21 protein-coding genes are annotated in these 24,736 nt (G+C 75.3%); 6 read left to right on the forward strand and 15 right to left on the reverse strand.

Features of this window, described 5'->3' with window-relative positions; all coding sequences use genetic code 11:
- From imuA' to HPC71_RS14520, 4 genes are all read right to left on the reverse strand, one after another.
- Positions 1-609: a DnaE2-dependent mutagenesis accessory factor ImuA' gene (imuA', locus tag HPC71_RS14505; RefSeq protein WP_230084651.1), complete on the reverse strand. Its 609-nt coding sequence runs from the start codon at positions 607-609 to the stop codon at positions 1-3.
- A gap of 174 nt (positions 610-783) precedes the next feature.
- Positions 784-2,607 (reverse strand): AMP-dependent synthetase/ligase, encoded by a 1,824-nt coding sequence (locus tag HPC71_RS14510; RefSeq protein ID WP_154617011.1) that lies wholly within the window; start codon positions 2,605-2,607, stop codon positions 784-786.
- 139 nt (positions 2,608-2,746) lie between these two features.
- On the reverse strand, positions 2,747-3,394 hold the full coding sequence (locus HPC71_RS14515; protein ID WP_171896845.1) for an MOSC domain-containing protein: 648 nt from the start codon (positions 3,392-3,394) through the stop codon (positions 2,747-2,749).
- A 71-nt stretch (positions 3,395-3,465) separates the two neighbouring features.
- On the reverse strand, positions 3,466-4,281 hold the full coding sequence (locus tag HPC71_RS14520; RefSeq protein ID WP_171896846.1) for an aminoglycoside phosphotransferase family protein: 816 nt from the start codon (positions 4,279-4,281) through the stop codon (positions 3,466-3,468).
- 97 nt (positions 4,282-4,378) lie between these two features.
- Between HPC71_RS14520 and HPC71_RS14525 the strand changes: the two genes are divergently transcribed.
- Positions 4,379-5,812: a sugar transferase gene (locus HPC71_RS14525; RefSeq protein ID WP_171896847.1), complete on the forward strand. Its 1,434-nt coding sequence runs from the start codon at positions 4,379-4,381 to the stop codon at positions 5,810-5,812.
- On the opposite strand, the gene HPC71_RS14530 is transcribed toward HPC71_RS14525, so the two are convergent.
- The 7 genes from HPC71_RS14530 to HPC71_RS14560 are packed head-to-tail and all read right to left on the reverse strand — an operon-like array spanning position 5,700 to position 15,372.
- The gene (locus tag HPC71_RS14530) at positions 5,700-6,920 is read right to left on the reverse strand and encodes a glycosyltransferase (RefSeq protein WP_154617017.1); all 1,221 of its coding nucleotides are present in this window, start codon (positions 6,918-6,920) and stop codon (positions 5,700-5,702) included. The two genes, HPC71_RS14525 and HPC71_RS14530, sit on opposite strands and share 113 nt — an antisense overlap.
- 9 nt (positions 6,921-6,929) lie before the next feature.
- On the reverse strand, positions 6,930-8,198 hold the full coding sequence (locus HPC71_RS14535; protein WP_171896848.1) for a P-loop NTPase family protein: 1,269 nt from the start codon (positions 8,196-8,198) through the stop codon (positions 6,930-6,932).
- A 23-nt stretch (positions 8,199-8,221) separates the two neighbouring features.
- Complete coding sequence (locus tag HPC71_RS14540; protein WP_154617021.1) at positions 8,222-9,301, reverse strand: glycosyltransferase family 4 protein; 1,080 nt, start codon at positions 9,299-9,301, stop codon at positions 8,222-8,224.
- Complete coding sequence (locus HPC71_RS14545; RefSeq protein WP_154617023.1) at positions 9,298-10,404, reverse strand: glycosyltransferase family 4 protein; 1,107 nt, start codon at positions 10,402-10,404, stop codon at positions 9,298-9,300. Before HPC71_RS14545 ends, HPC71_RS14540 begins: the two co-directional genes overlap by 4 nt.
- The gene (locus HPC71_RS14550; RefSeq protein WP_154617025.1) at positions 10,401-11,762 is read right to left on the reverse strand and encodes an O-antigen ligase family protein; all 1,362 of its coding nucleotides are present in this window, start codon (positions 11,760-11,762) and stop codon (positions 10,401-10,403) included. The genes HPC71_RS14545 and HPC71_RS14550 overlap by 4 nt, the downstream gene beginning before the upstream one ends.
- Positions 11,756-12,583 carry a polysaccharide deacetylase family protein gene (locus tag HPC71_RS14555; RefSeq protein WP_154617028.1) on the reverse strand — a complete coding sequence of 276 codons (828 nt, stop codon included), beginning with the start codon at positions 12,581-12,583 and terminating at the stop codon, positions 11,756-11,758. The genes HPC71_RS14550 and HPC71_RS14555 overlap by 7 nt, the downstream gene beginning before the upstream one ends.
- Complete coding sequence (locus HPC71_RS14560) at positions 12,580-15,372, reverse strand: oligosaccharide flippase family protein (protein WP_171896849.1); 2,793 nt, start codon at positions 15,370-15,372, stop codon at positions 12,580-12,582. The genes HPC71_RS14555 and HPC71_RS14560 overlap by 4 nt, the downstream gene beginning before the upstream one ends.
- Before the next feature lie 33 nt (positions 15,373-15,405).
- Between HPC71_RS14560 and HPC71_RS14565 the strand changes: the two genes are divergently transcribed.
- Positions 15,406-16,140 (forward strand): hypothetical protein, encoded by a 735-nt coding sequence (locus tag HPC71_RS14565; protein WP_154617032.1) that lies wholly within the window; start codon positions 15,406-15,408, stop codon positions 16,138-16,140.
- Between the two features lie 13 nt (positions 16,141-16,153).
- On the opposite strand, the gene HPC71_RS14570 is transcribed toward HPC71_RS14565, so the two are convergent.
- The gene (locus tag HPC71_RS14570) at positions 16,154-17,212 is read right to left on the reverse strand and encodes an ATP synthase subunit B family protein (protein ID WP_154617034.1); all 1,059 of its coding nucleotides are present in this window, start codon (positions 17,210-17,212) and stop codon (positions 16,154-16,156) included.
- A gap of 108 nt (positions 17,213-17,320) precedes the next feature.
- Here HPC71_RS14570 and HPC71_RS14575 point away from each other — a divergent pair, with 108 nt between their 5' ends.
- Positions 17,321-18,346 (forward strand): GNAT family N-acetyltransferase, encoded by a 1,026-nt coding sequence (locus tag HPC71_RS14575; RefSeq protein WP_154617036.1) that lies wholly within the window; start codon positions 17,321-17,323, stop codon positions 18,344-18,346.
- On the opposite strand, the gene HPC71_RS14580 is transcribed toward HPC71_RS14575, so the two are convergent.
- Positions 18,318-19,166, reverse strand: coding sequence for a JmjC domain-containing protein (locus HPC71_RS14580; protein ID WP_154617038.1), 849 nt, complete (start codon positions 19,164-19,166; stop codon positions 18,318-18,320). The genes HPC71_RS14575 and HPC71_RS14580 overlap by 29 nt on opposite strands.
- A 93-nt stretch (positions 19,167-19,259) precedes the next feature.
- On the reverse strand, positions 19,260-21,197 hold the full coding sequence (gene lepA, locus HPC71_RS14585; RefSeq protein WP_154617040.1) for a translation elongation factor 4: 1,938 nt from the start codon (positions 21,195-21,197) through the stop codon (positions 19,260-19,262).
- A 46-nt stretch (positions 21,198-21,243) separates the two neighbouring features.
- Between lepA and HPC71_RS14590 the strand changes: the two genes are divergently transcribed.
- From HPC71_RS14590 to rpsT, 3 genes are all read left to right on the forward strand, one after another.
- Complete coding sequence (locus HPC71_RS14590; protein ID WP_253943722.1) at positions 21,244-22,221, forward strand: sterol desaturase family protein; 978 nt, start codon at positions 21,244-21,246, stop codon at positions 22,219-22,221.
- Between the two features lie 28 nt (positions 22,222-22,249).
- Positions 22,250-23,212, forward strand: coding sequence for a hypothetical protein (locus HPC71_RS14595; protein ID WP_171896850.1), 963 nt, complete (start codon positions 22,250-22,252; stop codon positions 23,210-23,212).
- 142 nt (positions 23,213-23,354) lie between these two features.
- Entirely contained in the window at positions 23,355-23,615 is a 261-nt protein-coding gene (rpsT, locus tag HPC71_RS14600; RefSeq protein ID WP_171896851.1) for a 30S ribosomal protein S20, read from the forward strand.
- Positions 23,616-23,697: 82 nt separating this feature from the next.
- Here rpsT and holA read toward each other — a convergent pair whose 3' ends face one another.
- Positions 23,698-24,684, reverse strand: a complete 987-nt coding sequence (gene holA / locus HPC71_RS14605) for a DNA polymerase III subunit delta (RefSeq protein WP_154617047.1) — start codon at positions 24,682-24,684, stop codon at positions 23,698-23,700.
- Between the last annotated feature and the right edge of the window lie 52 nt (positions 24,685-24,736).

Here is a 24,736-nt window from a genome sequence, read left to right on the forward strand (position 1 = left end):
TCAGCCCGCGACCGCGACGGGACCGGGGAGGACCACCGGGGCGGCGGGCGCGGGCACGGGCTCGCCCTGCTCGCCGGGGAACCACAGCGCCGTACGCCGCGGTGGAGCCGAGCCGCGACGCGCCTCGACGACCAGCCGGCGGCTGCGCAGGTGGCCGTGGCCGAGACCGACCCCGGTCCACCGGGGCTCGGAGGTGGTCAGCCGGACCTCGCAGCGCGGCCACGGGCCGAGGGAGACCAGCACGGCGCCGCGCTTGCGCAGCCGGGCGCCGAGCTTCTCCGCGACGTGCTCCCCCACCCGGGGCGGCGGCCGCAGCACGACCAGCGGGGCGACGTCGACGAGCGCCGCGGTGACCTCGAGCCACTGCTCCCCGGGCTCGGGGACCAGCACGGTGCGGCCCAGCGCGACGCCGGCGGCGGCGGCCGCCTCCGCGCCGAAGTCCGGCACGCCCACGACCGCGCACCACTCACCCGCCTGCGAGGGGCCGGCCATCAGGGCCAGCGCGAGGGTGACGCTGTCGACCTCGTAGCTGCCCCCGGTGCGCAGCTGCACCACGCCGCCGAGGGCGGGATGGGTCGGCAGCGGCCGGCGCGCGACGCCGTCGGTCATCCGCTGCATGCGCTCGCGCAGGCGCTCGATCTCACCCCCCGCGGAGGGCGCTGCAGACGAAGAGGTGGCCACACCCCAGTATCGAACATGCGTTCGAACGCGTCAACCGGGGGTGGCCACCTCTGCGGTGGAGCCGTCTTCAGATGTGGGCGGAGCTGGGGGTGGAGCGGTGGATCAGGAGGCGTAGAGCGCGTCGATCCGCGCCTTGTTGTTGTCCTCCACGACGTTGCGCTTGACCTTCATCGAGGGGGTCAGCTCGCCCGACTCGATGGTGAGGTCGTGGTCGAGGATCTCCCACTTCTTGATGGTCTCCCACCGGTTCAAGCGGCCGTTGAGCTGCTCGACGTACCCGGCGACCATCTCCTTGACCTGCGGGGAGGCGACGACCTCGGAGTAGGACTTGTCGGCCATGCCGTTCTCCCCGGCCCACGCCGCCATCGCGTCGGGGTCGAGGGTGATCAGCGCGACGCAGTAGTTGCGCTCGTTGCCGAAGACCATGAACTGGCTGGTGTAGGGGCACAGCGCCTTGAACTTCGACTCGATGGCCGAGGGGGCGATGTACTTGCCGCCGGAGGTCTTGAACAGGTCCTTGATCCGACCGGTGATGGTGAGGAACCCGTCGGCGTCGAGCGAGCCCTTGTCACCGGTGCGCAGCCAGCCGTCCTCGGTGAACGCCTTGGCGGTCTCCTCGGGCAGGTTGTGGTAGCCCTCCATGACGTGCGGGCCCTTGATCTGGACCTCGTCGCCCTTGCCGATGCGGACCTGGGCGCCCGGCAGGGCGGGGCCCACGGTGCCCATCTTGTAGCCGTCGGGGTGGTTGACCGTCGCGCCGGCGGCGTTCTCGGTCATGCCGTAGCCCTCGAGGATGAGGATGCCCGCGGCGTTGAACCACTCCGCGATCTCCTGGTTCAGCGCCGCCGAGCCGGAGATGAAGAAGCGGACCCGGCCGCCGAAGCGGTCGCGGACCTTGCTGAAGACCAGCTTGTCGAACAGGCCGTGCTGGAGCTTGAGGCCGAGCGGCACGCTCTTGCCGTCGCGCTTGAGCCGGTCGACCTTGATGCCGACCTCGAAGGCCTTCTTGAACAGCTTCTCCTTCGCCCCGCCCTCGGCGGCCTGCATCGTGACGATGCGGCCGTGGGCCTTCTCGAAGATGCGGGGGGCGGCGCCCATGAACGTCGGCTTCACGATGCCGAGGTTCTCCACGATCTTGTCGATCCGGCCGTCGATGGCGGTCGCGAAGCCGCACGCGAGCTGGCTGGAGAGCAGCACCTTGCCGAAGGAGTGGGCCATCGGCAGCCACAGGAACTGCAGGTCCTCCTCGTGGAGGATGTCCTGGGCCTGGATCGCCGCGCCCTCGTAGACCCACGAGCGGTGCTGGAGGCGCACGCCCTTGGGCCTGCCGGTGGTGCCGGAGGTGTAGATCAGCGTCGCGAGCTGCTCGGGCTTGATCGCCTGCGCGGTCTTCTCGATGACGTCGGGGTGGTCGGCGAGGTACTTCTCGCCGAGCTCGGCGAGGTGGTCCATCGTGATGACCCAGTCGCCGTCCGCGGCGCCGTCGAAGGTGACGACCTTCATCAGGTGCGGCAGCTCGTTCTTGTGCCCGCGGATCTTGGCCAGCTGCTCGTCGTCCTCGGCGAAGACGATGCGGCACTCGGCGTCGCCGAGGATGTACGCCACGTCGGGGGCGTTCGTCGTCGGGTAGACCGTGGTGGTCGCGCCGCCGGCGCACATGACCGCCAGGTCGGAGAGGATCCACTCGTAGCGGGTGCCCGCGGCGATGCCGACGCGCTGCTCGGACTCCAGCCCGAGCGCCAGCAGACCGGCCGCCAGGCGGCGTACCCGCTCGCCCGCCTGAGCCCAGGTGACGGACTCCCATGCCTCCCCACGCGGGAAGCGGAAGGCCTCGGCCGCGGACGACGCGGCCACACGGTCGAGGAACTGAACGGCCATGTTCGGGGCCAGGTGGTCGACGAAGCTGGTGTCGTGGATGACGGGCATGGCTCTCCTGGGTGACGGCAGGGAGGGGAGGCCAAAGCGGCCGCTCCTCCCGTCGCGGATCGTTCCAGGTAACCTACGTCACTTCCAACTCGCGAGTAGGGAGTTCTCTTTGATTGGACACCCGATCAAAGTTTTTCCCTCAGGAGCGGGCGGCGACGTACTGCTCGGCCTTGCGGCGTGCCTTCTCCGCGAGGCCCTCGACCTCCAGCAGGCGGGGCAGCAGCGCGGGCTCGGTGTGCAGCGCGCGGAACATCGTCGCGATGGTGACGCCGTGCCCGGGCCGGTGCAGCACCTCCACCGCGTCACCGGTCTGGACCGTGCCGGGCGCGAGCACCCGCAGGTAGGCCCCCGGCGCGCCGTCGAGGGTGAACCGCTTGACCCAGGCGCGGTTGTCGAAGCCGCACCGGCCCATCCAGGTCTTGAAGTCGTTGCACGGCGTGCGGACGTAGGCCACCTCGAGCAGCGCGGTGCCGACCGCCCAGCGCTCCCCCACCTCGGCCTCGGTCACCTCGACGCCGCGGGTGGTGAGGTTCTCCGCGAACTGCCCGTCGCGGACCTCCTGGCCCAGGTCGACCGCCCAGCGGTCGAGGTCCTCGCGGGCGTAGGCGTAGACCGCCTGGTCGACCCCGCCGTGGTGGCGGGTGTCGGAGACCTTGTCCCCGGCCAGGCCGAGCCGGCCCACCTCGACCGGACCGGTCACCGGAGCCTTGTCGATGCTGGTGCGGCCGATGCCGGCCCACGCCGCCTCGCGGGGCGTGCCGACGTTGACGGAGACGAGCTGGGACACGCGAGGATTCTCACCCGCATCCGGCGCGCGCGTCGCATCTTCGTCCGGTCCGCCGGCCTGGACGGCCGGGGCTATTCCTGGACGGCCTTGGCGACCGCGACGCAGCGGGTGACCACCTCGCGGTCGGCCAGGTGCGCCAGCGCGCGGTGGACGGTGCGCACCACGACCCAGTCCCGGGCGCGGTCCTCGTCGAGCAGGGCGGCGTCGATCGCGGCGTGGAAACGCCGCCGCAGCGCGCCACGGACGTCACCGGCCACCTCCTCCCAGCGGTGCCACAGCAGCGGCGCGACCTCGCTGTGCGGGTCGCCCGCGAGCGGCTTGGGCGAGACCGCGCGCCACTCGTCCGGGTCCTCGCCCGCGACCAGGTGGGCGTGGTGCAGGTCGGTGTGGAGCAGCCGCTCCGCGCCGGGGTCGGCGACGAACGAGCGGCCCAGGGCGACCGCCTGCTCGACCAGGCGCCGCGGCAGCGGGGCGTCGCGGGGCAGCCCGGCCAGCGCCTCCGTCCGCCCCGCGACGTACGTCGCCAGGCGGGGCACCTGCGGCGGCGGGTCGACGTGGAGGCGGGCCAGGTGCGCCCCGACGAGCTCGCAGGCCGCGACGTCCCACTGGCCGGCGGCCGGGTCGGCGAGATCGGGTCCGGGGAGGCGCTCGAGGAGCAGCGCGCGCCGGTGCGGGTCGGCCCGCAGCAGGCGCACCGCGCCGGCGCCGCCCCACCGCTGGAGGGCGAGCGCCTCGTGCTCGGTGCGCTCCTCGACGACGCCGACCTTGAGCACGGCCGCCCCACGTTCGCCGCGCACCGGCAGCACCCTCGCGCGGTCCGAGGCGTGCGGCTCGCCGTCGCGCACCAGCCCCCACTCCTCGAGCAGGGCGTCGACGGTGGTGGCCACGCCCCCATCGTGCCGGGCGGCCGGCGAGGCGGCCCGCGAGGGTTGACCGTCCCGGGGCGGGGGTAGACCCTCCTCCGGGGGGTGTCGTCGCATGCGCATGTCCGAACGCTGGGCGGGTCGGCTGCCGTCCCTGCGCACCCAGCGCCCGCTGCTGGTGCTCCTGGACCTGCTGGCCGTCGTCGCCGCGGCCGCGCCCGTCGTGGGCACGGTCCGGATCGGGGCGGTGCCGGTCGGGGCGGCCGCGGCAGCGGTGCTGCTGACCTGCTCCAGCGCCGACCTCTACCGCCCGCGGCTGGTGCTCTCGGTGCTGGAGGACCTGCCGCGGCTGCTGCTCGCCGCGGTGCTCGGCACGCTGGCGCTGGTGGCCGCGGCGCCCCGGATCGGCGTGACCGGCGACCCGACCTGGCCGGTCGTGCCGGCGTTCGCCGCGGGCCTGGCCCTGCTGCTGCTGGTGGTCCGCACGGCGGCGTACACGACCATCCACGCGCTGCGCCGCCGCGGGCTCGCCGGGCACCCGGTGATCATCGTCGGCGGTGAGCCGGTGGGCTCCGCGCTGGCCGCCACCCTGCTCGACCAGCCCCAGCTCGGCCTGCGCCCGGTGGGGATCGTCGAGCGCGGGGCCAGCGCCCGGCGGCTGCCGGTCCCGCTGCTGGGCGGGATCGACCGGCTCGAGCAGGCGATGACCGACCTCGGCGTGCACGACGTCGTCTTCGCCTTCCCCGCCCCGCCGGACGCCGAGACCGTGGCGGTCGTGCGCCGCTGCGTCGAGCAGGACCGCCAGGTCTTCGTGGTGCCCCGCTTCCACGAGCTGATGGGCGCGACCGGCACCCGCGGCACCGAGGTGGTCCAGGGCGTGACGCTGATGCGGCTGCGCCGCTGGGGCCACCGGCCGCTCGCGCGGTGGGGCAAGCGCGCCCTCGACGTGGCGCTGGCCTCGGTCGGCCTGGTCCTCACCGCCCCGCTGATCGCGGCGTGCGCGCTGGCCTCGCGGATCGAGACCGGGCCGGGCGTGGTCTTCCGCCAGACCCGCGTCGGGACCGGCGGGCAGCCCTTCACCCTCTACAAGCTGCGCTCGCTCAAGCCCGACGACGAGGCCGAGAGCGCCACCCGCTGGAGCATCGACGGCGACGAGCGGGTCGGGCCGGTCGGGCGGTTCCTGCGCCGCACCAGCCTCGATGAGCTGCCCCAGCTGGTCAACGTGCTCAAGGGCGACATGAGCCTGGTCGGCCCGCGCCCGGAGCGGCCGCACTTCGTCGACGTCTTCAGCCGCAGCGAGAGCCGGTACGCCGACCGGCACCGCGTCCCCACCGGGCTCACCGGGCTGGCCCAGGTGCACCGGCTCCGCGGGGACACCTCGATCGCCGAGCGCACCCGCGTCGACAACTTCTACATCGAGAACTGGTCGCTGTGGAGCGACGTCAAGATCCTGTGCCGGACGCTCCCGGTCCTCGTCCGGGCGCCGCGAGGAGAGGTCGGCGCCGTGCGGCTCGGCCCCGCCGCTCCCGGAGAACCGCGAGGTAGACGCCGATGACCTCGCGGGCCGCGGTCAGCTCGTCGTGGTGGTCCTCCACGTGCAGCCGCCCGGCCCAGCCCTCGTCGGTGGCCACGTCGGGGGCCTGCAGCCGGTAGACCACCGCGTCGGCCAGGGCGTGGGCGTCGCCCGGCGCGACCAGCTGGCCCGCGTCGTCGGGGACGGCCTCGACGATGCCGGGGATCGCGGTGGCGACCACGCTGCGCCCGCAGGCCATCGCCTCCAGGGGCACCAGCGGCATCCCCTCCCAGCGCGAGGGCGCGACGACGACGTCGGCCGCGGCCAGCCACAGCGGCACGTCGGTGCGGCCGCCGGCCAGCAGCACGCCGTCGAGGTCGGCGGCCCGCCGCTCCAGCTCGGTGCGGTCCGGGCCGTCGCCGACGAGCACCAGCTGCGCGGTCGGCACCCGCTCGCGCACCGAGGGCCAGGCGTCCAGGAGCGCGTCCTGGCCCTTCTGCCGGGTCAGCCGGCCCACGCACACCACCGTCGGCACGTCGGGCAGGCCGAGCCCGCGGCGGGCCGCCAGCCGCTGCTGCGGGCCCTGCACCTCCAGGCGCAGCAGGTCCACCCCGTTGGGCAGCACCCGGGTGGGCGCCTCGATCCCGGCCTCCGCGCCGGCGAGCCGTTCGGCCTCGCTGACGGCGACCAGGCGGTCGGTCCAGCGCGCCGCGAGCCGCTCCCACAGCAGCGAGGCGCGGCGTGCCGGCCCCTCCACCGCGAGGAAGGACCACGCGTGCGGCTGGAGGACCGTGGGCCGGCGCCCGCGCACCGCGAGCCGGCCGGCCAGGCCGGCCTTGGCGCTGTGCAGGTGGACGACGTCGGGGTCGACGTCGGCGAGGATCCGGCGCAGCTCGGCGGTCTCGGCGAGCACCGAGCGGCCGGGGCCGCGGGTCGCGGACCACCAGCGCACCTCGGCCCCCGCGACGCGCGCGGAGTAGCCGAGCCAGCCGTGGGAGGGGCAGATGACGGTGACCCGCCAGCCGCGCCGCAGCTGCTCGCGGAGGTAGGAGTACTGCACCACGGCCACGCCCTCGGTGGTGGGCTCGGCCACGTGGGCCACGTGGAGCCGGCGGCGGATGTCGCCGTCCGGACGCGGGCGCCTGGACACGCCGGCCGCCTAGGTGAGCACCCGCTCGGCGCGGCGCCCGACGAGCACCGTCCCGAGCAGGCCCGCGCCCACCGACCGCACCCGGTCGGCGTGGGCGCGCAGCGCGGGCGCGGAGACCTCGCCCTCGGGCACCACCATGAGCAGCGCGCCGCGGGCGGCCATCACCCGGGCGTCGTCGCAGACCTCGAGCGGGGGCGCGAGCACGATGACGACGTCGTACGCCGCCTCGGCCTCGGCCATCGTGTCGGCGAAGGTGGTCTCGAGCATCGACTCGTACGGCTCGGAGCCGGCGTCGCCGGCCGGCAGCACGCTCAGCAGCTCGACCGGGCCGGGGCTGACCGCGTGGCGCAGGTCGGTGCCGGCGAGGACGTCGAAGAGACCCGGGGTGTCGGGCTCGGCGGCGATCGGGCGGCCGTGGCGCGGGCCCATCCGGCCGTCGACGAGCAGCACGGTCCGTCCGACGTTGGCCAGCGAGATCGCCAGGTTGGCGCCGAGCCAGACGTTGATCTCCCCCGGCCGGACGCCGGCGACGACGACCCGGCTGACCGGGTCGCCCGCGGCCTGCGCCTCCAGCGCGATGCGCAGCTGGCGGAAGACGTCGGCGGCGGCCGTGCCGGGGTAGAGCGCGGGCAGCGTGGTGGCGTCGCGCGGCACGCCCACGTGCGCGAGCAGCGGCGCGCCGGTCGCCTCCTCGGCCACCGCGCCGGTGTCGACGGTGCTGGTGCGCCGGTCGCGGGCGACCGCGGCGGCCACCGCCAGGACCAGGGCGAGCGCCGCGCCGACGCCGATCGCCAGCAGCAGGTCGGGACTGCTGTAGGTGCGCGGCGGCTGGGCCTCGTTGGTCTGGGTGAAGAGGAAGGAGCCGGCGCTGGGGTCGTAGTAGGGCAGCGTGATCGCGACCCGGTTGGCCAGGTCCGCGGCCACCACGGGGTCGCTGTCCTCGGCGACGACCTGGATCAGGATGGTGCCGCCGACCCACTCCGCGCTCACCGCCGAGCGCAGGTCGCTGACGTCGCGCTCGACGTCGAGCTGGCCCGCGACCTCGGTGAGCAGCCCGCGGCTGCCGGCCAGCTCGGCCAGCGTGCCGCGCAGCGCGTCGAGGTCGTCGGCCGAGGCGAGCGTGCCCGGGTCGGCGGCGGCCGCCAGCACGGCGGTCGCGCGGTAGGTCTTCGGCGCCAGCGCCACGCCCACGGCCACCGCGCCGGCGGTCACCGCCAGCACGAGCAGGACGAGCAGGCGTTGGCGCCACAGCGCCCCGCCGATCTGGTGCAGCTCCATCGGTCTTCCCCCCAGGTGGTCCATCAGGTCACGTCTTGGTAGATCGCGTCGTACGACGCCGTCATCGCGGCCGGTGAGAACCGGCGCTCGACGAGCGCGCCGGCCGCGGTCGCCAGGTCCTGCCGGCGGCCCGGGTCCTCGAGCAGGCGCCGGACCGCCTCGGCCCAGGCGTCCGCGGTGGGCTCACCCACCAGCTCGACAGCGCCGGCCAGCGAGGTGAGCCCGCCGACCGCGGAGGCGGCCACCGGCACCCCGGCCCCCATCGCCTCCAGCACCGAGACCGGCAGGCCCTCGCGGTCGCTGGCCAGCACCAGCAGGTCGGCCGCCGCGAGCAGCCGGTCGACGTCGTGGCGGTCGCCGAGCAGCCGGACACCGCCGGCCAGGCCGGCCGCGGCGACCTGTCGCTCCAGGGCCGGGCGGGCCGGGCCGTCGCCGGCGAGCAGCAGGAGCGGGGCCGCGGCCGCGCCCGAAGCTCCGAGGCGGGCCCAGGCATCGACGAGCAGGTCGGGCCGCTTGGGCGCGATCAGCCGCGCGACCGCGAGCGCGACCGGCACGTCGGCGGGCAGGCCGAGCGCGGCCCGCGCGGCCCTCCGGGCCGGCAGCCGCAGCGAGGGGGCGGCGTTCTCGACCACGCGCAGCCGGTCGGCGGGCAGCCCGCCGTCGGCCAGCCGGTCGGCGACGTCGTCGGAGACCGCGACCACCAGGTCGGCGCAGCGGCCGAGCAGCCGCGCGGCCCGCGGGTAGTCCTCGGCCGCGAGCCCGTGGACGGTCGCGACCAGCGGCGCGCGGCGGCCGGCGGCGCGCTGGGCCAGGGACGCGGCGAGCGTCGCGCGGACGTTGTGGGTGTGCAGCAGGTCGGCCGGGCGGTGCCGCAGCCGGCGGTGCAGGCGGGCCGAGGAGCGGACCAGCGCGGACGCGCCCGGGCGCCGCAGGGGCACCGGCACCAGGTCGGCCCCGCGGCCGGCGACCCCGGCGGTGCGCCAGCCGCGGTCGCTGGCCACGGCGACCTCGTCGCCGCGGTCGAGGCGGTCCGCGGCGAGGTCGGCCACCACGGCCTCGGCCCCGCCGGAGCCCATCTCGGCGATCACCATGAGCGTCCTCATCCGCGCACCTCCGCGTAGACGCGCTCGAGCCCGTCGACGCACCGGGCGAGGCTGAAGGACTCCTCGATGCGGGCGCGGGCCGAGCGCCCGGCGCGCTCGCGCCGCGCGTCGTCCTCGACGAGGGCGGCGAGCGCGGCGATGAGCGCCGCCGGGTCGTCGGCCGGGGCCAGCAGGCCGTCCACGCCGTCGCGGACCACCTCGGGCACGCCGCCGACGGCGGTCGCCACGACCGGCAGCCCGCAGGACATCGCCTGGAGGACCGAGAGCGGCAGGTTCTCCGCGGCGGAGGTGAGCGCGAGCAGGTGCCCGCGGGCGTACGCCGGCGCGGGGTCGGCCAGCCACCCGGTCAGCTCCACGCGGCCGGCCAGGCCCGGCTCGGCGGCGCGGCGCTCGACCAGCGCGCGGTCGGAGCCGTCGCCGACCACCAGCGCCCGGGCGGCCGGCACCGCTGCCAGCGCGTCGAGCAGCAGGCCGATCCGCTTCACCCCGCCGAGGACCCCGGTCCACACGACGGTGACCGGCCCCGGCGGCGGGCCGCCCGGCGCCGGGCGCCACCGGGCCGGGTCGACGCCGTTGGGCACCACCGACACGGCCCGCCCGGGCAGGCCCACCCGCTCCACGGCGTACGTCGCCACGGCGGCGCTCGGCACGACGACCCGGGCCCGGGCCCAGCGGGTGACCAGCCGCTCGCCGGTCAGGTAGTAGAGCCGGTCCCGGCGCCGCCGCTCGGCGGCCCGCACGTTGCCGGCGACCAGGTCCGAGAGCCCGTCGGCGACCCCGTGCAGGGTGTAGACGACCGGCGCGCCCAGCACCGGGGCGGCCAGCCGGGCCAGCCAGCCGGCACGGCGGTCGTGGGCGTGGACGACGTCGGGCCGCAGCGACCGCAGCAGCCCCAGCGCCTCCCGGGCGCCGCGGGCGTCGACCTTGCCGGCGACGGTCGTGGGGTGCCAGGTGACGCCGGGGGCGGGGGCGGTCCCGGAGGCGGGCCGCGGGCCGACGACGTGGCTGTCGACCCCGCGCCGGGCCAGCTCCGCGGCGACGTCGGACACGTGGTCGACCGGCCCGCCGGAGGACTGGGTCAGGACCTGCACCACCCGGGTCACGGCCGCTCCTCCCGGGCCAGGGCCGCGCCGAGGGCGCACAGCAGCCACAGCGGCAGGAAGTACTGCTCGGTGACGAAGACCGCGGCCACCGCGGTGCCGGCCAGCGCGACGCCGACGCCGCCGGCGAGCCGGTCGCGGCGGGCGCGCCACCCCGACCGGGCCGCCAGGTAGCCGGCGCCGAGCAGCCCGAGGAACGCCGCGAGCCCGAGCAGGCCGACCTCGGCGGAGGTCTCCAGGTAGGTGTTGTGCGCGACGTCGAGGTCGTGGTCGACGGCGTCGGGCAGCCGGCCGAGGTGGTCGCGGTGCTCGAGGGCGAAGGAGCCGGGCCCGTGGCCGAGCACCGGGGCCTCCAGGGTCATCCGGCCGGCGGACTCCCACAGGTCGAGCCGCTCGGAGACGTTCTGGTCGGCCACGACCCCCTTCTGGTCCAGGCTGACCTCGACCAGCTGCGGGAACAGCGAGAGCGCCAGCGCGACGGTGGTCAGCCCGGCGACGCCGAGCGCGAGCACCGCGCGCCAGGTGACCTGCCGGGTCAGCAGCGCGACGAGGACGGCGACGCCGAGGCCGAGCAGCGCGCCGCGGGAGAGCGTGCCGAGGACCGCGGCGAGCATCAGCGCGACGGCAAGGTCGTGGACCCACCGGCGGCGGGCGCCGGCGCGCAGGGCGATCGCGAGCGGGATCGCGGCGAGCAGGAAGAAGCCGAGGTCGTTGGGGTCGCCGATCGGCCCGCCGACGCGGCGGTCGGCGCCGAGGAGGTAGGCGACCATGCCGCAGACGGCGGCCGCCGTGCAGGACAGGACGTAGACCCCGGCGACGGTGCGGGGCGCGAGCGGGCCGCGCATCGCGTCGACGAGCACCAGCAGCACGACCACGAAGCCGGCCCAGCGCAGCAGCACGGCGGCGCCCGCAGGGCCGTTGGGGTGCAGCGCGGTCGCGGCCAGCAGCACCACGACCAGCACGAGGATCGCGCCGAGCACCGCGGTGCGGCCGGGACTGCGGGCGCCGGCCAGCGGGTGGGTCGCGCCGCGGAGCGGGCCACGGCTGCGGCGTACCAGCCAGGAGGCGAGGAGGACCGCCGCGAGCACCTTGGTGGCCCGCGGGTCCACGAGGGCGAGGTAGTCCTCGAAGACCGCGCTCGCGACGACGGCCAGGGCCGCCCACTCCAGGCGGACCAGCAGCGCGGTGCCGACCACCAGGGCGGTGCCGAGCAGGACCGCCGGCTGGGGCGCGAAGCCGACCGCGAAGCCGCCGAGGGCGGCCACCAGCAGCGGCACGACGAAGGTGCCGACCGCGCGGGGCCGGGTCACCGGGGCCTCCCGGCGCAGGCCGAGGTCGAGGACGAGGTCGTGGGTCACCATGGCGGCCCCCCGCGGCTGCGCCAGCGGTCGAGCGGGCGGAGGAAGGTGTAGGCGCCGTCGAGGACGTGGCGCAGGTCGGCCGCCTCGGTCGGGACGAACGCGCGGCGCAGCGAGAGCGGGTGCACCCGGCCGGTGTTGAGGCCGCGGTCGACGGTGATGCCGACGGAGTAGCCGGCGACCGCGGCGGCCGCCCGCACGCGGGCGTCCCAGCCGCCGGTCGGGTAGGCGAGCGAGCGGACCGGCCGGCCCAGCAGGTCCTCCAGCACCGCGCGCGACTCGACGAGCTCGGCGAGCAGCCGGTCGTCGTCGAGCGCCGGCAGCCACGGGTGGCTGACGGTGTGCGAGCCGATGTCGAGCCCCTCGTCGGCGGCCGCCACGAGCTCCTCGGCGGTGGCCGGGCGCAGCCGGCCGGTGCGGCAGGGCGCCGGCTCGTGGGCGTCCCAGGCGAACTGCTGGCCGGCGAGGATGCCGCTCACGACGAACAGCGTCGTGGCCAGCCCCCGCTCGCGCAGGAGCGGCCAGGCGGTCTCGACCACGCTGGCGTAGCCGTCGTCGAAGGTCAGCGCCACCGCCCGGTCCGGCAGCGTGCCGGCCCGCAGCCGCGCGGCGGCCTCCGCCAGCGGCAGCACGCACGCGCCCCACTCCTCGAGCACGTCGAGGTGGCGGCGGAAGTCGTCGATCCCAGTGGAGAGGCCGTCGGAGGTGCGGCCGTCGACGCGGTGCCAGCCCACGACGGTCAGCCCGGGCGCGGTCGCCAGGGAGCGGCGGGCCAGCGCGACCGGTCGGACCACCGAGGCCACGGCACGGGTGCCCGGTCTCATGCCGGCCTCCTCAGCAGCGCGGCGGCCTCGCGGAGGTGGTCGCGGTCCAGCAGCCACAGCGGCCCGACGTACGCCGCCAGGCCGGCCGCGCCGAGGAGGGCGAGCGTCCACGGGCCGGGCGGGACGTCGCCGAGCAGGGCGCGCACGAGGAGCACGGCGGCGACGAGCGCGAGCGCGCTGACCAGCGCCGGCCCCAGCCCGAGCGCCAGCGCCCGCAGGGAGAACCCGGACACGAACGTGCGGGCCAGGCCCAGGGCGAGCACCGCGACCAGTGCGGCGACGAGCGCCTGGGCCGCGGCGACGACGGTGATGCCCCGGTCCACCACCACGGCCAGGGTGGCGACCAGCAGCACGAGGTGCGCGAGCCGCAGGCCCAGTGCGAGGACCGGGCGGCCGGCCGCGTTGACCGCGGTCTGCACGAGCAGGCCGATGCTGAGCAGCCCGCCGTACGCCGCCAGCCAGGCCACCGCGGGCACGGCCGGGGACCACTTGTCCCCGAGCACGACGAGGTGGTCGGCGACCAGCGCGATGCCGAGGCTCAGCGGCAGCACCAGGGTCAGCGTCACCGTGGTCACCACGACGACCGCGCGGCCGAGCTCGCGGCCGCGGACGCGGCACAGGTAGGGGAAGGCGGCGCCGGTGATGACCACGACGATCATCAGGTAGGGCATGAACGCCAGGCGGAAGGCCAGGGAGTACTGCCCGAGCGCGATCGTGCCGAGGACCGCCGAGACGATCAGGTAGTCGATGTTGAGCTGCACCAGCTCCAGCAGGTGGGTGCCGGCGTACGGGCCGCCGTAGGACAGCAGCCCCCGCGCGTCGGCGGCGTCCCAGCCCGGCCGGACCGGCGGGTGGACGCACCAGGAGAGCAGCATCGTCAGCACGGCCTGGGTGACCTGGCCCGCGACGAGCCCCATGACGCCGTTGCCCTGGGAGACCAGCACCACGGCGAGGACCGCGCCGACCACCGAGGAGACGGTGTCCGGGATGATCCGGCGCAGGAACCGCAGCTCGCGCCGGAGCAGCTCGTTGGTGACCCCGGCGACGGCCGTGCACGGCAGCACCACGGTCAGGCCGCGGATCACCGCTGCTCCCCCGTCGGCGGCGCCGAGGGTGGCCGCCAGCCACGGCGCCGAGACCCACAGCAGGGCGGCGAGGACGACCGCGAGCCCCACGCCGATGGTGACCGCGGTCCGCGCGGCGCGCAGCACGTCGCCGCGCCAGTAGACCAGTGCGCTGGCGGTGCCGAGGCTCGCGAGCTGCACCGCCACGTTGGCCACCAGCGTGCCGAGCGCGACCAGGCCGAGCGCGGAGGGGGCGAGCATCGCGGCGAGCGCGAGCAGGACGACGGTCTGGGAGGTCTTGACGACCACCCCGTTGGTCGCCAGCCACAGCGCGCCGCGGGCGGTGCGCCCGGCCTCGCCGGTCTCCCCCGTGCCGGGGTCGTCGGCGGTGGCCGGGGCGGGGGCGGGGACGGCCAGCGCGGCGTCGACCGCCGCCAGGTGGGTGGCCAGCGCGTCGGCCGGCAGGTCGTGCGGGGAGCGGTTGCGCAGGAACAGCACGACCGCGGCGAGCGCCAGGGCCTGGCGGTGCTCGCGGTCCCAGTCGCGCCAGCGCCGGCCCGCGACGTCGAGCCCGCCGACCGACCCGGGCCGGTCGTGGTCGTCGACGAGCGCCATGACCTGCTCGGCCACGGTCCGGCCGGGCTCGGCGACGTCGCGCAGCGCGGGCACCAGCAGCCGGTCGAGCCCGGCCGGGGCGTCCGGCGAGGCGTTGTCCCAGTCGATGACGACGGCGGTCTCGCCGTCGAGCAGCACGTTGCCGGGCCACAGGTCGCCGTGGCACCAGCCGGTCGGCAGCCCCGCCTCCAGCACGGCCAGCAGGCGCGCCCAGCGCTCCCGGACCGGAGCGGGCACGACGCCGGCCCGGTCGCACCACGAGCGGGCCCAGCCCGGCGCGGTCGTCCCGGTGCGGTCGGCCGCGAGGACGTCGGCCAGCTCGTCGGCCACCGCCCACTGCCACTCCGGCCGCGGCCACGGCCAGCGCAGCCGCCCGCCGCGCGGCAGCCAGGCCGTCGCGACCCACGCGCGGCCCCGGGTCGTCCCGGTCGCCAGCGCCCGCGCCAGGAAAGGCGCGGCGGCCGGCACCTCCGCGCGGACCCGCTCCAACGGGTCGGGCCCGTGGTCGAGCAGGTCCAGACGCACCGCGACGTCGCCGGCGCCGGTGCGGACGCGCAGCAGCGTGTGCCCGGCGGTGGTCACCCCCACCAGCCGCCCCGGCGTGCCGAGCTGCTCGGTCACCTCGGCGACCACCTCGTCGGCCAGCGTCGGGGCCGGCGGGCCCTCGACCCGCAGGCGCGGCGCCCCGCGGTGCCGGGCGGCCCGCAGGCCGGCCCGCCGGCGCGCCCAGGCGACGGGGTCCCCGGCGGCGACCGGCCACCCGGTGCGCCACAGCAGCTCCGGCTCGTGCGCGCTCGGGTAGAGGACGTGGTCGCCCCCGGCGCCGGGCCCCGCGCCGAGCACCGCGACGCTCGCCCCCGGCGCGAGCGGCACCGGCGGCCGCCCGGCGTCGTACGGCTCGTGCTCGGTCTCGACCACGAGCAGGCTGGCGCGGACGCCCGCGGCGAGCGCCTCCTCGAGGTCCAGCGCGCCCGGGAACGCCGCGCGCAGGTGCGGGCCGAGGACCTCCCCGACCGCGAGCACCACGGTCGGTCCCGGGTCCGCCGGGAGCAGCACGCGGAAGGCCGCCAGCCGGTCGCCCACGGTCCAGTGCGGCGTCGTGATCGCCACCGGCCGGCTCATCGCGTGCCTACCATGACCGCCATGGGGGACTTCCGAGGCATGCTGCGCCCGCTCGCGGCCGCCGCGCTCACGCTGGTGCTCGGCGGCTGCGCGACCATCTCCGACCAGCTCGCCGGGAGCGAGGTGGACCCGGCCGTCTCCAGCACGGCCGCCAGCGCCGACTCGCTGCTGGAGACGGTCTCCTGGGGCGAGCTCGACGGGCTGGTCTCGGTGCTCGTGCGCAACCCGACCGACCGCACGCTGCGGCGCGCGGACGCGGTCGTCACGCTCCGCGACGAGCGCGGCACGGCGCTGGCCTCGACGGTGACGAGGCCGCGCAAGGGCGGGTGCTGCACGGTGCGCTCCCTTCGTCCCGGTGGGACCTATGGGTTGTACGTCGGCACGGTCGGCCCCGGCGCGGAGGTGGCCGACGTGGAGGTGACCTACCGCGACGTCTCGTGGTCGTCGGCGGCCATCCCCGAGGTCGGGGCCGAGCCGGTGCGGATCGAGGAGGGGCCGCGCGGGTCGGTCGTCCTGGCGGACGTGACCGCCCAGGACGACGACGTCCCGAGCGCGGTCGTGCAGGCCGTGGTCACCGACCGCGACGGCGGCCTGGTGGCCGTGGTCTCGGGCACCTGGACCTGCTTCGCGGCCGGGGAGACCCGGCGGATCTTCATGCAGCTGTTCCGCCGGGTGCCCGAGGGCTCGGTCGTGGAGTCGGTCTCGGTGCACCCCGACACCACCGCGGTGGCGCCGGAGTGCCCGGCCGGCTCCTGAGCCGGGCCGCTGCTCAGGAAGTGGCGCGGAAGAGCCACCCCAGGGGACGCGAGTCCCCCGACGCGGTCGTGACCACCTGGCTCGTGGAGCTGCTCGGGGCGCCCGCCCCCGCGCCGGTCGACCAGTCGGTCACCGGGCGCGGCGGGTCGGTGCCGAGGAAGCTCGTCGCGTTCTCGTCGCTCACCGGGGTCCCGGGGACGCGGTCGGCGGTGGAGACCCGACCGATCATCGGCGAGCTGCCGTTGACGGACCGCTCCTCGCGCTCCTCGCGGGCCGCGACGACGGGCTCGGCCGGGACCTGGGGCTCGACGGCCTGCTCGACGGCCTGCTCGGCCACCGGCTCGACCTGGACCTCGGGCTCGATCACCGGCTCGACGACCGGCTCGGCCACGTCCTCCACGACCTCCTCGGCGACCGGCTCCTTGACCGCCGGGAGCGCGGTCTGACCCACGGACTCGCGGACGGTGTCGCCGAGGCTGACCACGGGCAGTGCGGACTCGGTGACGGTGCGCAGCCGGCCGATGGTCGCGACGACGTCGGCGACCGAGGCGTTGGCACGCTCGAAGGTCGTGCCGAGGCCCCGCACGCCCGACTCGAGGTCGCGCAGCAGGCCGTCGGAGTGGTGCCGGACGTGACCCAGCGTCGCCAGCTGCTCCTCGCGGAGCTCCTCGCGGACCTGGGCGCGGACCTGGTCGAGCTCGCTCTCGGCCCGCACCCGGATGGCCTCGGCGTGGGCGTGCGCCTCGGCGCGCACCCGGTCGGCCTCCACCCGGGCCCGGGCCAGGATGCCGTCGGACCGCTCGGTGGCCTCGCGCACCAGGCGCTCGTACTCCGCCAACGACTCCGACTGGAGCCGGTCGGCCATGATCTGCGCGTCGACCAGCAGGGCGTCCGCGTCGGCGGCTGCCGAGGCCCGGATCCGGCTGGCGTCGGCCAGCACGCTCTCGGCCTCGCGGCGAGCGGAGAAGGCTGCTCGAGCCGCTTCGACCTGCTCTCCGGTGGTGCTCTGCGACGGTGACGGGCCTGCGGCCCGTACCCCGTCCATGACGTGGTCGTCCCCCTGCGGTGCCATGTACGTCCCCCAGTACGTGGTCGGTATACAGATGTGCTCCCAGGTCTGCCCCAGGTCGTTCGAACGTAAACCTCAACGGCTGTCCAGACCAGCCGTTACGGTGACGCTGTGCACGGCGATCCGGAGTCCTCGGTGCTCGTGCGCCACGACTTCGACAGCGAGGCGGCCGGCTGGGCGCGGATCTCGCACCAGGTGCCCCACCCGGCGCCGTTCACCCGTCCGTGGTGGCTGCGGCACGTCGCGCGCGGCACCCCGACCCACCTCCTGGTGCTCGCCGGCGAGGAGCCGGTGGGCGGGATCGCGCTGACCGGTCGACGGGTCCTCGGCGTGGAGCTGCTGCGTCCCGCCGGCCATGGCGTCCCCTGCCCCGACCACATCGACCTGGTCGCGGTGCCGGGCCACGAGGAGCGGGTGGCGGCCGCGTTCGCCGCGTGGTTCCGCCGGCCCGGCGCACGGGTCCTGGACCTGGCGGGAGCCCCGGAGCGCTCCCTCGCCGCCCGGTCGCTCGGGGTCGCGGCGAGGCCGATGGACGTCGCGCCGTACGAGCCGCTGGAGCCGGGCGGCGACGGCTTCCTGGCCTCGCGCTCCGCGTCGTTCCGGCGCAACGTGCGCCGCACCGAGACGCGGCTGGCCCGCGCCGGCGTGCGGCAGTGGACGGCCACCGGGGCGAGCGTCGCGGCCGCCCTCGACGCCTTCGAGGCGCTCCACCGCGACCGGCCGGACCGCGCTCCCCTGCTCGCGCAGATGCCCCGGTTGCGCCCCGCCGTCACCGAGGCGCTCGCGGCCGGCGAGGCCCGCGTCGACGTGCTGGAGGTCGGCGAGGAGCCCGCGGCAGTCTCGATCGCGTTCGTGGTCGCCGGGCGGCTCGCGCTCTACCAGCTCGCGCGCTCGACCGACCGCGCCCACGACGGGGCCGGCACCGCGCTGCTCGTGCGCGTCGTCGAGCAGGCGGCGGCCGCGGGGTGCCACGAGGTCGACCTGCTGCGCGGCGAGGAGGCCTACAAGGCCGGCTTCGCCTCCCGGCGACGGGTGCTCACCCGCGTGCGCGCCGCCCACGGCGCCCGCGGTCGCCTGCTGCTGGCCGCCTGGGACGGCGTACGCCGCCTCAACGCGCTGCGCCGCGGGGCCTCCTGACCGCCGCCCACGCCTTCATCGCACCCGCCTTGGCCCGGTCCCGGGCCGGTGAGTCCCCGAAGGCGTGCGGGGTGAGGCCGGTCCTCGCGATCTTGGCGTTGAACGCCTGGACCAGCGACTCGGTCTCGTTGTCGCGGTTCATGAACGTCACGGTCATCGACAGCGAGGTCTCCTCGCCGTTGACGATCCAGTGCGGGGTGTAGGGCGGGATGTAGCACCCGGTGCCCGGGCTGATCACGTGCTCGGCGACCGTCTCGGGCGGCTCGTGGAACCGGCCGAAGGAGCCGTTCCAGTACCGCTCGACCTCCCGCGCCTTCTCCTCCTCGTCGGCGAAGCGGCCGAAGCCGAGGGTGCGGGTGCCCTGGAGCTGCATGCAGAAGCTGTGCTCGATGTCGAAGTGCGCCGCGGTCACCCCCTTCGGGGAGCTCGCGAACAGGAAGCCCATCCGCCGGGTGAGGTTCTTCGGGTCCATCCCCGAGGCCTCGGCCAGGTCGTCGAGGACCTGGTCGACCAGGGCGCGGTAGCGCGCCACCTGGTGGACGTGGAGCAGGGTGAACCACGAGCGGTTCGCCGCCACGTCGCGGATGCGCTGCCCGATGTCGTCGGTGGACGCCGCGACGTCGGCGGCGTCACCGGCGGCGATGGGCTTCTCGGCCGGCTCGGCCGAGAGCGAGGCCGGCGGCAGCTCCTCGGCCAGCCGGGCGATCTCCTCCAGCGTGAGCAGCGGGTGCCCGGCCAGGCCGTGGCGGAAGCGGACGGGCGTGCGCGTCGCGATTTCGCGCGCGAAGGATGGGTCGATCGACGGCCACAACGCGGTCATGTTGTCCCCCCAGGACGGTCTCGGTCGTGCCGACACCCTGCCCAGGTACGCCCCCGCGCAACCCTGCGCCGCGGCCGCCGCGCCCCGTGACGCCTACTTCTTGCCGGTCTTCTCCGCCGGGGCCGTGGTCGACAGCGCGGCCACGAAGGCCTCCTGGGGGACCTCGACGCGGCCGACCATCTTCATCCGCTTCTTGCCCTCCTTCTGCTTCTCCAGCAGCTTGCGCTTGCGGGTGATGTCACCGCCGTAGCACTTGGCCAGGACGTCCTTGCGGATCGCGCGGATGTTCTCGCGGGCGATCACGCGGGCCCCGATCGCGGCCTGGATCGGCACCTCGAACTGCTGGCGCGGGATGAGCTCCTTGAGCTTGCCGGCCATCATCACGCCGTAGGAGTACGCCGCGTCGCGGTGGATGATCGCGGAGAACGCGTCGACCGGCTCGCCCTGGAGCAGGATGTCGACCTTGACCAGGTCGGCGGCCTGCTCGCCGGAGCGCTCGTAGTTGAGCGAGGCGTAGCCCTTGGTCTTCGACTTCAGCTGGTCGAAGAAGTCGAAGGCGATCTCGCCCATCGGCAGCGTGTATCGCATCTCGACCCGGTCCTCGGAGAGGTAGTCCATCCCGAGCATCGTGCCGCGCTTGGACTGGCACAGCTCCATGATCGTGCCGATGTAGTCGGACGGGGCGAGGATCGTGGCGTTGACGATCGGCTCACGGACCTCGGCGATCTTGCCGTCGGGGTACTCGCTGGGGTTGGTCACCGTCAGCTGCGTGCCGTCCTCCATGACCACGTCGTAGACCACGTTCGGCGCGGTCGAGATGAGGTCGAGGTCGAACTCGCGCTCGAGGCGCTCGCGGGTGATCTCCATGTGCAGCAGGCCGAGGAAGCCGCAGCGGAAGCCGAAGCCGAGCGCGCCCGACGTCTCCGGCTCGTAGGTGAGCGAGGCGTCGTTGAGCTGGAGCTTCTCCAGCGCGTCGCGCAGCTCGGGGTACTGGTCGCCGTCGATCGGGTAGAGACCGGCGTAGACCATCGGGTTCGGGTGGGCGTAGCCGCCCAGCGGCTTGGAGGCGCCGTGGTGCTGGCTGGTCACCGTGTCGCCGACCCGGGACTGGCGGACGTCCTTGACGCCGGTGATCAGGTAGCCGGTCTCGCCGACGCCGAGCTCGGTGGCCTTCATCGGCTCGGGGCTGATCACGCCGACCTCGAGCATCTCGTGGACCGCTCCGGTCGACATCATCTTGATCCGGTCGCGGTGCTTGAGCGAGCCGTCGACCACCCGGACGTAGGTGACCACGCCGCGGTAGGTGTCGTACACGGAGTCGAAGATCAGCGCGCGGGCCGGGGCGTCGGCGTCGCCGACCGGCGCCGGGACCTGCTTGACGATCTCGTTGAGCAGCGTCTCCACGCCCACGCCGGTCTTGGCGGAGGTGAGCAGCACGTCCTCGGGCTCGCAGCCGACGAGGTTGGCCAGCTCGAGGGCGTACTTCTCGACGTTCGCCGAGGGCAGGTCGATCTTGTTGAGCACCGGGATGATGTGCAGGTCCGCACCCATCGCGAGGTAGAGGTTCGCCAGCGTCTGGGCCTCGATGCCCTGGGCCGCGTCGACGAGCAGGATCGCGGCCTCGCAGGCCTCGAGGGAGCGGGACACCTCGTAGGTGAAGTCGACGTGCCCGGGGGTGTCGATCATGTTGAGCACGTAGGTGCCGGGGCCGGCCTCGATGTCGTGCTCGGCGGCCGCCTCCTCGGTGACCGTCCAGGGCATCCGGACCGCCTGCGACTTGATGGTGATGCCGCGCTCGCGCTCGATGTCCATCCGGTCGAGGTACTGCGCCTTGGCCTCGCGCTCCCCCACCACGCCGGTGAGCTGGAGCATCCGGTCGGCGAGGGTCGACTTGCCGTGGTCGATGTGCGCGATGATGCAGAAGTTCCGGATGATCGCAGGATCGGTGTGGCCGGGCTTCGGTGCAGACGTCTGGGGCACTGGCTCTTCTCGGCGGGCGTGGAGGTCGGACGGACTCTTCCATCCTCCCATGCGCGAACCGGTGGTCCCGACTCGGCGAGTGCGGCAGGATCCGTCCGTGACCGACGTCCTGCAGTCGAGCTGGCACGCGATCCCCGACGCGTTCCGCGAGCCCGTGGTGCTCGCGATGCCCTTCTTCGTCCTCTTCGTGGTGGTCGAGGCGCTCGCGGCGTACGTCCTGGAGGACGAGCGGCCGGACGGCAGCCCGCGGTACGACGCACGCGACGCGATGACCAGCCTCTCGCTCGGCTCGGTGTCGGTGGTGATGATGGCGCTGTGGAAGCTGCTCGGGCTGGCGATCTACACGGTGCTCTTCGTGCACGTCGCGCCCTGGCAGCTCCCCGTCGACGCGTGGTGGACGATCGCGCTGGCCGTGCTCGGCGTCGACTTCCTCTTCTACTGGGCCCACCGCGTCGCCCACCGGGTCCGGCTGGTGTGGGCGACCCACCAGGCCCACCACTCCAGCGAGCACTTCAACTTCGCGACCGCGCTGCGGCAGAAGTGGAACAACTCCCACGAGCTGGTGATCTGGGCGCCGCTGCCGCTGCTGGGCGTGCCGCCGGCGCTGGTCTTCCTCGGCTTCTCGATCAGCCTGATCTACCAGTTCTTCGTGCACACCGAGCGCATCCGCACCCTGTGGCGGCCGATCGAGCTGGTCTTCAACACCCCCTCCCACCACCGCGTGCACCACGGCAGCGACCCGGAGTACCTCGACCGCAACTACGGCGGCATCCTCATCGTCTGGGACCGGCTCTTCGGCACCTTCCAGCCCGAGCTGCACCGCCCGACCTACGGCCTGACCACCCCCGTCGGCACCTACCACCTGCTCAAGCTGCAGACCCACGAGTACGCCGCGATCGCCCGCGACGTCCGGTCGGCACCCTCCCTGCGGGACAAGCTCGGCTACGTGTTCGGCCCGCCCGGGTGGCGGCCCGCTGCCGCCGGCGCGACGGCTCCGGCGACGGCTCCGGCGACGGCTCCGGCGACGGCCGGCGGGGTGCCCGCCCCGGTGGCCGCCCTGCCCGCCGAGGGGTGAGGGACGCGGCTGCGGCGAGGATGTCCCGGTGACCCTGACCTCGGTGCCGCACGGTCGCACCGCCCGCCGGCTGGAGTGGCCCTTCCTGCCGCCGCACGTGCGCGACCTCGTCGAGCAGCACTGCGGGTCGCCGGTCGTCGGCACCCGCTCGATGAACAGCGGCTTCACGCCCGGCTTCGCCTCGGTGCTGACCTGCGCGGACGGCTCGCAGCACTTCGTCAAGGCGGCCTCGGTCGTCGCCCAGCGGGTCTTCGCCGACGCCTACCGCGAGGAGGGCCGCCGGCTGGCGGCCCTCCCGGCGTCGGTGCCGGCGCCGCGGCTGCTGTGGAGCCACGACGAGGACTGGGTCGTGCTCGGCATCGAGCACGTCGAGCACACCACTCCCCCGCGGCCCTGGCGCGGGGCCGACCTCGAGCGCGTCGTCGCCGCGCTCGAGGCCGCCGCGACCGCGCTGACGCCCCCGCCCGCCGGGCCGGCCCTGGTGCCGCTCGCCGAGGAGGTGGCCGACTGGCCGTCGTACTGGGACCTCGTGCGGCTCCAGGAGCTCGGCCGGGGGCTGGACGTGCCGGGCCTGACCGAGCACCTCCACGAGGCCGCGGAGCTCGCCGCGCTCGCCCCGGTCGTGGCCGCCGGCGACACGCTCGTGCACATGGACGTGCGCGACGACAACGTGCTGCTCGCCGCCGACGGCCGGGTGCTGCTGTGCGACTGGAACTGGCCGGTCCGCGGCGCCGCGTGGTTCGACACCGTCGCGCTGATGATCGGGCCGCACGGCGACGGGATCGACGTCGACGCCGTCCTGGCCCGCTCACCGCTGACCCGCGACGTCCCGGCCGACCACATCGACGCGGTGCTGGCCCTGCACGCGGGATACTTCCTGCTGATGCAGGCCCAGCGGGTGCCGCCGACCTCGCCCTTCCTGCGGACCGCGCAGCGCTGGAACGCCGAGGTCACCTGGGACCTCCTCGCGCAGCGCCGCGGCTGGCCGTGAGCGATTTGGGCGGCCGGAACGCCCGCTGCTAATCTCGTACGTCGCATGTCCGGCGCCCACCCCTGTGGGCGGAGGCGCCGACGGCTCAGGAGCATCAGCAGCACCCAGCAGCACACCCCACACCTACGACGAAGGCGCAGTAGTGGCGAACATCAAGTCCCAGATCAAGCGGAACAAGCAGAACGAGAAGCGTCACGAGCGGAACAAGGCCGTCAAGACCGGCCTGAAGACCGCCGTGAACAAGTTCCGCAAGGCCGCCGAGGCGGGCGACAAGGACACCGCGACGACCGCGGCCCGCGACGCCTCGCGCATGCTGGACAAGGCCGTCTCCAAGGGCGTCATCCACAAGAACCAGGCCGCGAACCGCAAGTCCGCGATCGCCAAGAAGGCCGCCTCTCTCTAACGGCCCTCGCGAACGGCGTCGACCCCACGGGTCGGCGCCTTTTTCGCGTTGCTCTCCCGGCGGCGCTCCCCCGGGATGGTGGCTAGCGCCCCTCGCGCAGCGCGGTGATCGTCAGCACCAGCCGCTCGAGGGTGTACGACGCGTCGCTGGCCGCGCCCTTGATGTCGGCGTCGGCCTGGGCGACCGCACGGATCGCCTGCGCCAGGCCCTGCTCGGTCCAGCCGCGGGACTGGTCGCGGATCGAGCGGATCTTCCACGGCGGCACCCCGATCTCCCGGGCCAGGTCGCCCTCGCGCATGCCCCGCGGGGCGCCCTGGTAGCGCGCCAGGCCGCGGACGCCGCCGGCGAACGCCGAGGTCACCAGCACCGGGGCGGTCCCGCCGTCCAGCGCCCAGCGCAGCTCCTCCAGCGCGACGTGGCGCCGGCCGGAGAAGGCGGCGTCGGCCACGGCGAAGGACTTCGCCTCCGCCCGGCCGCCGAAGTACCGCTTGACCTTCTCCACGTCGAGGGACTGGCCCGGGAAGTCGTGGGTGAGCTGGTGGGCGGCCGCGGCCAGCGAGCGCAGGTCCTGGCCGACCGCCGAGACCAGGAACGAGGCGGCCTCCTGGTCGATGGTCGAGCCGTACCGGCGCACCTCCGCGGCGACGAAGCCCGGGAACTCCGAGGCCTTGGGCTCACCGGACTTCACCTCGGTGACACCCGCGGCCTTGCGCAGCTTGGTCAGCACGCCGCTGCCCTTGGGGCCGCCGCCGTGGACGAGCACGAGCGCGACGTCCTCCACCGGAGCCTGGGCGTAGGCGAGCAGCCCTGCGACGGACTCCTCGGGAAGGTTCTCCAGGGCGCGGACGACGACGCAGCGCGTGCTGGAGAACAGCGAGGGCGCGGAGAGCTCCCCCAGCGTCGCGAGGGACAGCTCGCCGGCCGCGGTCTCGGACAGCTCGGCCTCGGCGTCGTGGGCGCGGACCGCCGCGCGCACGGCCGCGACCGTCCGCTCGTTGAGGAACTCCTCCTTGCCGGTCACGAGGGTGACCCGGCCCAGGACGTCTGCTGTCTTCGGACCCGCTGCCATGGTGGGTCCAGCCTCCCACAGCGCGCCGACGCACCTCCCCCGCGGCCGGGCG

The sequence above is a fragment of the Nocardioides marmotae genome, from assembly GCF_013177455.1.
Classification (GTDB): Bacteria; Actinomycetota; Actinomycetes; order Propionibacteriales; family Nocardioidaceae; genus Nocardioides; species Nocardioides marmotae.